At 74.4% G+C, this 8,684-nt stretch carries 5 protein-coding genes and 1 pseudogene; 2 read left to right on the plus strand and 4 right to left on the minus strand.

Annotated features, from left to right (window positions below):
- Nucleotides 1-34 precede the first annotated feature (34 nt).
- The gene (locus C1A33_RS14780; RefSeq protein ID WP_101832083.1) at nt 35-2,566 is read left to right on the plus strand and encodes an ABC transporter permease; all 2,532 of its coding nucleotides are present in this window, start codon (nt 35-37) and stop codon (nt 2,564-2,566) included.
- Nucleotides 2,567-2,634: 68 nt separating this feature from the next.
- On the opposite strand, the gene C1A33_RS14785 is transcribed toward C1A33_RS14780, so the two are convergent.
- Nucleotides 2,635-3,435, minus strand: a complete 801-nt coding sequence (locus C1A33_RS14785; protein WP_243407562.1) for an HAD family hydrolase — start codon at nt 3,433-3,435, stop codon at nt 2,635-2,637.
- Nucleotides 3,436-4,291: 856 nt separating this feature from the next.
- On the opposite strand from C1A33_RS14785, the pseudogene C1A33_RS14790 reads away from it, so the two are divergent.
- Nucleotides 4,292-5,026 (plus strand): annotated as a pseudogene (locus tag C1A33_RS14790) (PAC2 family protein); the annotation flags it as partial.
- A gap of 648 nt (nt 5,027-5,674) precedes the next feature.
- Here the strand turns inward: C1A33_RS14790 and mshC are convergent.
- The 3 genes from mshC to C1A33_RS14810 form a co-directional block, all read right to left on the minus strand.
- Entirely contained in the window at nt 5,675-7,000 is a 1,326-nt protein-coding gene (gene mshC / locus C1A33_RS14800) for a cysteine--1-D-myo-inosityl 2-amino-2-deoxy-alpha-D-glucopyranoside ligase (protein ID WP_101832084.1), read from the minus strand.
- Nucleotides 7,001-7,103: 103 nt separating this feature from the next.
- Nucleotides 7,104-7,883: an SCO1664 family protein gene (locus tag C1A33_RS14805; RefSeq protein ID WP_101832085.1), complete on the minus strand. Its 780-nt coding sequence runs from the start codon at nt 7,881-7,883 to the stop codon at nt 7,104-7,106.
- A gap of 92 nt (nt 7,884-7,975) precedes the next feature.
- A complete protein-coding gene (locus C1A33_RS14810; protein WP_101832086.1) occupies nt 7,976-8,518 on the minus strand; it encodes a DUF3090 family protein in 543 nt (180 codons plus the stop codon).
- Between the last annotated feature and the right edge of the window lie 166 nt (nt 8,519-8,684).

Genomic DNA, 8,684 nt, shown 5'->3' on the forward strand with positions numbered 1-8,684 from the left:
GGACGGCCCGGAGTCGGCGGGCTGGGCCTGATCCATGCTGCGCGCGACCCTCAAGAGCCTGCTGGCCCGCAAGGTCCGGCTAGTCCTGTCCATGCTGGCGGTCGTCGTCGGTGTGAGTTTCGTCACGGGGACACTGGTCCTCACGGACACGCTCAACCGGACGTTCGACACGCTGTTCGCCGACATCAACAAGAACGTCAGCGTCGCCGTGCGGGCGGTCAACCAGATCGACCCGTCGAGTGACAACGGCCGGCCGCCGCTGCCCGCGACGGTCCTGCCCGCCCTGGCCAGAGTGGACGGCGTGCGGGCCGCCGTCGGGTCCGTCAGCGGACAGGCCGTGCTCGTCGACCCGCGCACCGGCAAGGCGGCGGACGGCGGTGGCGCGCCCGGCATCGGGACGAACTGGACCGGCGGGCAGCCGACCGCCTCCGAGCAGATCGCCGAGGGCCGCGCACCCGGCCCGGGCGAGATCGTCGTCGACCGGGCGACCGCGCGGTCGATGCACCTCGCCCTGGGCACCCGGATCGTGGTGCAGACCAAGGGTCCGCCCGGTACCTACACGCTGGTCGGCACGTTCCGCGTCGCCGGCCAGGACAGCGTCGGCGGCGCGGCGGTGACCGCCTTCGACACGGCGACCGCCCAGCGGGTGCTGCTGGCGCCGAACGAGTTCAGCGCCGTGCACCTCGCCGCGGCGCCCGGGATCGGACAGGAGCAGCTGCGGGCGCGGGTCGCCGCGGTGCTGCCCGGCGGCGTCGAGGCGATCACCGGCAAGCAGCTCGCGGACGAGAACGCGGGCGCCGTGCAGCAGGCGATCCGGGGGTTCTCGACCTTCCTGCTGATCTTCGCGGCGATCTCGGTGTTCGTCGGCGCGTTCATCATCTTCAACACGTTCACGATGCTGGTGGCCCAGCGGGTGCGGGAGCTGGCGCTGCTGCGCGCGATCGGTGCGAGCCGCCGCCAGGTCCAGCTCTCGCTGCAGGTCGAGGCCGCCATGGTCGGCTTCGCGGGCGCCACCGCGGGGCTCGTCGTCGGGGCAGGCCTCGCCCTGCTGCTGCGGGCCGCCGTCGGCGCGTTCGGGGTGAGCCTGCCCGGCGGGTCACTGGTGTTCAGTCCCCGCACCATCGTCGTCGCCTACGCCGTCGGCGTGGTCATCACCTCGGTGGCGGCGTTCGTGCCGGCACGAAAGGCGGCGTCGGTGCCGCCGGTCGCGGCGATGCGGGAAACCTACGTGCTGCCCTCCCGGTCGCTGCGCCTGCGGGCGATCTCCGGGTTCGCGCTCAGCACGCTCGGCGTGCTGCTGCTGGTGCTGGGCACGGCGTCGGCGGGCAAGTCCGGGGCGACCTCCGTCGGCGTCGGCGCCGCCGCGATCTTCCTCGGGGTGGCCACCCTGTCGCCGCTGCTGAGCGGCCCGGTGATCCGGGTGCTCGGCACGCCGTTCGTGTCGATGTTCGGGACGACCGGCCGGCTGGGGCGGGAGAACGCGATGCGCAACCCGCGCCGCACGGCCTCGACCGCCTCCGCGCTCATGATCGGCCTGGCTCTGGTCAGCGCGTTCGCGATCCTCGGCCAGTCGATCAAGGAGTCGGTGCGGGCGACGGTGACCGACAGTCTCGGCGCCGACTTCTACCTGTCCGCCAAGGGCTTCGGGCAGGGTTTCAGCGGCCAGGTCGCGCGTGACCTGGCCGGCAAGCCGGGCATCGACACCGCCACCGGCCTGCGCGGCGGGCTGGCCAAGGTCGACGGCTCCAGCGTGCAGCTGCTCGCCGGGGATCCCGCCGGCCTGCTCAAGGTTCTGGCGATCAAGAAGGTGTCCGGGGACATCCACGCCCTCGGCGACCGCACGATCCTCGTCGAGGACGGCGTCGCCGCCGACCACCACTTCACGGTCGGCCAGAAGATCCGGGTGGCCTTCCCCGACGGCAGCGAGGACCTCACCCTCGTCGGCACCTACAAGAAGAGCCAGGTCGCCGGCTCCTGGATCATCTCGACCGCCCAGTACGCCCGGCACACCCCCGACGACCTCGACCTGTTCGTCCTGGTCAAACGGGCTGACGGTGCATCACCCGCGGCGGTGCGGGCGCAGATCGACGCGGTGGTCAAGCCGTTCGCGACGGTGGAGGTGCGCGACCAGTCCGAGTTCGTCGCGCAGCAGGAGAAACAGGTCGACCAGCTGCTCGGCTTCATCTACGTGCTGCTGGCCCTGGCGGTCGTCATCGCCCTGTTCGGCATCGTGAACACCCTCGCCCTGTCCGTGATCGAGCGGACCCGGGAGATCGGACTGCTGCGCGCGGTGGGCATGTCCCGCGGCCAGATGCGGGCGATGGTCGTCATGGAGTCGACGATCATCTCGGTGTTCGGGGCGGTGCTCGGCGTGGCCGTGGGCAGCGTCTTCGGCTGGGCGTTGACCCGCGCGCTGGAAGGCCAGGGCATCACCGCCTTCGCCTACCCCGCCAGCACGATCATCGTCGTGATCCTCATCGGCGTGCTGCTCGGCATTCTCGCCGCCGTGTTCCCCGCCCGCCGCGCCGCCCGGATGGACGTCCTGCGCGCCATCTCCACCGCCTGACGCCGGTCGCCCGGGCCCGGCCCGGGCGACGCCGGGCCCCGGGGGACCTTCTCAGACCCGCGTCCGGCTCAGGCCCGCGTCCGGCGCGCGGCCACCAGCTCCTCCAGCAGCCGGGGGCTGACCTCGTGCAGGCTCGCGACCACGGCGGCGAGGCCCTCGGGCAGCGGCGCCCGCCCGGCGTCGCGGCGGGCCACGTCGACGTCCGACGCACGGGCGGCACGCAGGTCCGCGGCAGCCGCGGCGGGCGTGTCCACCCGGTCCGCGGCGGCGGGGGTGGTCAGGTCCAGCAGATCCGGCATGGAGGGCACCATCACCGTGGCGCAGGCGGCGGCGACACCCGCCTGGGCTCCGGACGGGCTGTCCTCCAGCACCACGCAGGAGCGCGGGTCGGCGCCGAGGTGGCGCGCGGCCACCAGGTAGGGCTCGGGGTCCGGCTTGCGCCGGCTCACCTCGTCGCCGGCGACGGTCACCGCGAACAGCTCGCGGCCGATCACGTCGAGCACCGGGTCCATCAGGTCCCGGAACGAGGAGGAGACCAGGGCGGTGGGCACGCCCCCGGCGTGCAGGGCGCCCAGCAGCTCCACGGCGCCGGGCTGCGCCACGATCGCACCGGGCTCGCGGAACAGCTCGGCGGAGCGGCGCAGCAGGAAGCGGGCGGTGTCCGCGACGGCGGCAGGCGGCTGGCCGAGCATCTCGACCATGATCGGCACTGCGGTGTCGATGCCGTGCCCGATCATCGCCCGTTTCATGGCGGGGGTGAACGTGCCGCCGAGACGGGCGGCCGCCTCCTGCTCGGCGACGGTCCAGATCGGCTCGGTGTCGACGAGCAGGCCGTCCATGTCGAAGAAGACCGCCGCGAGGCTACCCACGTTCGCTCCTAGCTCGATTCGGTGCGCACCGGCTGGTCCGGGAACGCACGACACACGGCCCCGGGCCTGGTCGCGACGGGGCCGGCCCGCCGGGACGAGGCCGGGCCGATCGGACAGGACGGCATGCCCGGGGCCAGCCGCGCGGCCGGTCCCGGGCGAAACCCGCCCGGGTCGTATGCTGCCGGACCGATGCCACGATGCCGTCGGTCACCGGAGCGTCGGATCTCACACCGGATCACGGCCGCGGCCGTCGTTCCCGGTGCGCGCCAGGCCGTCCAGAATGCCCTATCGGCGCGGGCCGCCGCTCGCCACCATGGTGAGCGTGATGCCGGTCGACATCCGTGGCGCCGACGCCGGCCGTGCTGCCGGCGGTGACCGGCCGCGCGGGCCAGGACCCGCGGTGGGCTCCGGCGGACCCACCTCACCCCGGGGCCGCGGACGGCGGGATCATGTCCGTCGGCCGCCGGCGTGCGCAGCCGGAACCGGGCATGGCGGGCGGCGGGGGAACGGAGGGGGATGTCTCGACGGCGACAGTCCTCACCGCGACCGTTCACGCTCCCGCGACGGCGGGTATCCGTCCCGAGCCGGTACGGTGCAGCCACCGGGGCGATCCGGACCGGATGTCCCGTCCGCCCCGCGCTGTTCGGCATCGCCAGACCGAGGAAAGGCGTTCCCACGAGAACACCGGCAGACTGGTCCCGCGGGGGTCCCCCACGGGCATGGGAAGGGTCCCCAGCGGATGCAAGGAGGGCTGACGTCGCGGATGTCGGCTCTGGGCAGGAGTCGTCTCCGTGAGGACGTACCGTTGCACTGTCACGGGGGCAGTGGGCCGCCACTGGGCGGCAGGAGGTGGTAGGTGATCGAGTTCTCCGGCGTCGGCCAGTTGCGGTCGCCGGTCGTGGTAGCCGCCTTCGAGGGATGGAACGACGCCGCCGACGCCTCATCGGCGGCCGTCGAGCATCTCGAGACGGCGTTCAAGGCCCGGGTGATCGGTGCCATCGACCCGGATGACTACTACGACTTCCAGGTGAACCGCCCGACGGTGAGTGGAACCGACGGCGCCTCCCGGAAGATCACCTGGCCGACGACACGGCTGTCGGTGGCGCGGCCGCCCAAGTCCGAGACGGACCTGGTGCTCATCCGCGGCCTGGAGCCGAACATGCGCTGGCGCGGCTTCACCGACGAGCTCATCGAGGCGGTGCACGCCCTCGGCAGCGACATGGTGATCTCGCTGGGGGCGTTGCTCGCCGACTCGCCGCACACCCGCCCGGTGCCGATCAGCGGCACCGCCGGGGACGCGGCGACGGCGGCGCGGCTCGGGCTGGAGCCGTCACGCTACGAGGGACCGACGGGGATCGTCGGCGTGTTCGGCGAGGCGTGTGCGCGGGCGGAGCTCGCGTCGGTGTCGTTCTGGGCGGCGGTGCCGCACTACGTGGCGAACCCCCCGTGCCCGAAGGCGACGCTCGCCCTGCTGCGCCGGGTGGAGGATCTGCTCGACATCGAGATCCCGCTGGGTGACCTGCCCGAACGGGCGAAGGCGTGGGAACGTCAGGTCGACGAGCTCGCCGCCGGGGACACCTCCGCCGGGGACACCTCTGCCGGGGACGTCGCCACCGGGGACGTCGCCACCGGCGCTCGGGGCGGCGCCGGCACGGGCCAGGTCGGTCACGGCCCGATCGACCTCGTCGGAGCCGAGGATGGCGCGCAGCCGCAGCACGGCGCCGATGATCTCGCCCTGCTGGTGGCGCAGCGCGTCGAGCGAGGCGGCGCTGCGGGTGATCTCCTCCCGCAGTTCCAGGTGCCGCTCGGCGGCGATGCGGCGGCTCTCCTCGACCGCGTCAAGCAGCAGCCGCTCGGCCTGGTCGCGGGCCTCGCGGACGATCGGGTGGTTCGCCCCGGCGTCCTCGATGGCCTCCTCGAGCGCCGACTCGGCGATCACCCGCGCGCCGTTGATGATCTCCTCGGCCTCCTGGTGGGCGATGGCGAGCATCTGCCCGATGCGCCCGCCGGCCTGCGCGGCGAGCTGTTCGTCGGCGCCCGCCGACGCGGATCGCTCGCGCTCGGCCTTCAGCGCGCTCTCGGCCGCGGCCGCGCGAGAGGTCACCTGGCTGGCGTAACGCCACAGCGTGGCGAGGTAGTCGTCCACCTGGCGCGGGTCGTAGCCATGGGTGACCTCGTCGAAGGCCGGCCGCTCGGCGCCGGCCCCGGGATCGGTCCTGCGGTGGTGCGCCCCCATCCCTCAGCTCCCTCTGGGTCGGACGGGTTCAAGGTCTACACCGAGCAGTGTGTCAACCAGCCGGGCGACGAGTGCGGGCGCCTCCCCCCCGACTCCCGCGGCGTCGCCATAAGACCGAGCGTGACCGGCCTCGGCGACCGCGTCGCCGCCCGAACCGCCCGCGCGGACCACGGCCCCGTCGGCGAGCGCGGCGGCGGCCCAGGCGTCGACCGCGGCGAGGGCGCCGGGGGCGTCCAGGTCGCCGGCGAGCCGCTCGCGCACGGCGGCCAGCACCGGTGCGGCGTCCGGGCCCGCGGGCAGTGCCACCGCGGCCCGCCAGCGCTCCAGGCGCTCGCGCGCGGCCGGCAGACTCGCCGGCGTCCACTCCCACGCGTCGGTGTGGTGGTGCTCCAGCAACGCCAGGCGCAGCGCCGCGGGGTCGGCACCGGCGCGGCGCAGCCGGGAGACGAACTCGAGGTTGCCGCGCGACTTCGACATCTTGTGCCCGTCGAGACCGACCATCGCGGTGTGCACGTAGCGGCGGGCGAACGGGCGGGTGCCGGCGGCCACCTCGGCGTGCGCCGCGGAGCACTCGTGGTGCGGGAAGGCGAGGTCCGTGCCGCCGCCCTGGATGTCGACGACGCCGAGATGGTGGCGGGCGATCGCCGCGCACTCGATGTGCCAGCCGGGCCGGCCCGCGCCGAACGGCGACGGCCACGACGGCTCGCCGGGCCGGTGCGCGCGCCACAGCAGCGGGTCGAGCGGGTCCTTCTTGCCGGCGCGGCCCGGATCACCGCCGCGTTCGGCGCACAGGGCGAGCATCTCGTCCCGGGGCAGGCCCGCGACCTCGCCGAAGGCGGGCGCGGCGGCGACGGAGAAGTACACGTCGTCATCGACCTGGTAGGCGGCGCCGCAGGCGACGAGCTCGCCGACCATCTCGACGATCATGTCGATGGCCTCGACGACACCGACGTAGGCGTCGGGGGCCAGCATCCGCAGCGCGGTCATGTCCTCGCGGAACAGCGCGATCTCCCGGGTGGCGAGGTCCTGCCAGTCCATCCCGTCGCGCGCGGCGCGTTCCAGCAGCGGGTCGTCGACGTCGGTGACGTTCTGGACGTAACGCACGGCGTGGCCGGCGTCGCGCAGAGCGCGCTGGGCGAGGTCGTAGGTCAGGTAGGTGAAGGCGTGGCCGAGGTGGGTCGCGTCGTAGGGCGTGATGCCGCAGACGTACAGACGCGCCGTCGGCCCGGCGTCCAGAGGGCGCACCGCCGCCGTGGCCGTGTCGAGGATCCGCAGTGGTCGCCCACGGCCGGGAAGGGGACGGATCGGAGGAGAGGGCCACGCCTGCATGCGTGTCAGCGTAACCGCGAACCGTGTGCCCGGCGGGCACAAGACGGGTAAGCCCGCCGTGACCGACCTGCGCAAACGGCCGGCCGGGACGCCGCCGGCCAGATCAGAACGGCGGCCAGGGGATCGGCGGCCAGTCACCGGAGGGCAGCGGGAAGCGGCCCTCGTCGAGCAGCCGGTCCACCCGGGCAGCCAGCGCCGTGATCTCCGTCACCGTGAGCAGCGGTTCGAGTCGCTCCCCGAGCTCTCCGGCGAGCTGGCGGCGCAGGCCGGCGAGCAGGGCGGTCTCCTCGGCGCTCAGCCGCCGGCCCCGCCAGGTCCATAGCAGGGTGCGTAGCTTGCCCTCGGCGTGGAAGGTGACGCCGTGGTCGATGCCGTGGACGCGCCCGGACGGCGCGGGCAGCAGATGGCCACCCTTGCGGTCGGCGTTGTTGATGACGGCGTCGAACAGGGCGATGGCGCGCAGCTGCGGATCGTCGGCGCGGGTGAGGGCGACGAGGTCGACGGTGACGTCGACGTCGATCCACAGCTGGACCATGCCGGGGCCGAACGGCCCGTCCCGCAGCACGGTGGGCGGCACGATGCCCAGCTGCAGCGCCGCGGACACCTCGTAGGCGGCGAACTCGCGGTCGGCGAGGGTGCCGTCGGGGAAGTCCCACAGCGCCCGCTCGCCGCGCACCGGCTTGTAGACGCAGCGCCCGGCCACGTCCCCGGCGGCGATCTCGCAGTAGAGGGTGGCGTTGCTGGCGTCGGTGAGCCGGCCGGTGACGGTGAGCTCACCGCGGCGCAGCAGGTCCAGCGCGGCAGGGGCGTCCAGGCCGCCGCCGTCGATCGGGTCGAGAGGCGGTCGCCGCCCCGACGGGGGGCTCGCCGCGGGAACGGCCATCCGCCCAGTCTCGCCGCCGCCGGGCGATCCTGTCGCCGGGTCGCGGACGTGAGGGACGTCTCCAGGCGCAGCGCCCGCGCCGCCCCGGCCCCTCACGACCGGTGCCCGTTGTGCCGCGGGCAGACGTGGCCGTCGTCGAGCGGAGCGCCGCACAGCGGGCACGGCGCCCGGCCGGCGGCGACCACCCGCCGGGAGCGGGCCGCGAACGCCCGCGCCGACCCCGCCGCCAGCAGCACCCGCACCGCGTCGGGGCCCTCCGGGTCGTCGGTGAAGCCCGCGACGGCGTCGGCGTCGCCGGCAGCCCGCATCTCGACCACGACCCGCTCACCACGCGGGTCCCAGCCCAGGGCGATCGTCGCCGCCTGGAACTCCGGGTCGACGGGCTGCTCGAGGGGATCCGCGTCCACCGGCTGCGCCGCGGGCGCGCGGGCGGCCTCCACCCCGCGGGCGCCGAGCTCGTCGAGCACCTCGGTGACCTGCTCGGCGAGCAGGCTGACCTGCGTCTTGTCCACGGCGACGGTGACCAGCCTGGTCTCGTCGCGTACCTGCAGGTAGAACGCGCGGGCACCGGGCGAGCCGACGGTGCCCGCGACGAAGCGCCGCGGCGGGTCGAACACGTGGATCCGGCGCGCCATGGCCGCTCAGCCGGTCCCGGACTCGGCCCCGGCGCCGCCGGTCGGCGGCGACCATCTCCCGGCCCCGCCGCCCACCGCCTCGTCGCGGTCGAAACCGGGATCGGCCCCGCCGATCTGCCGCCAGATCTCCCGCGGATAGGTGGTGAAGGCGAGCAGGTCCGCCTTC

It is taken from the genome of Frankia canadensis, assembly GCF_900197875.1.
In the GTDB taxonomy this organism is placed as follows: domain Bacteria; phylum Actinomycetota; class Actinomycetes; order Frankiales; family Frankiaceae; genus Frankia; species Frankia canadensis.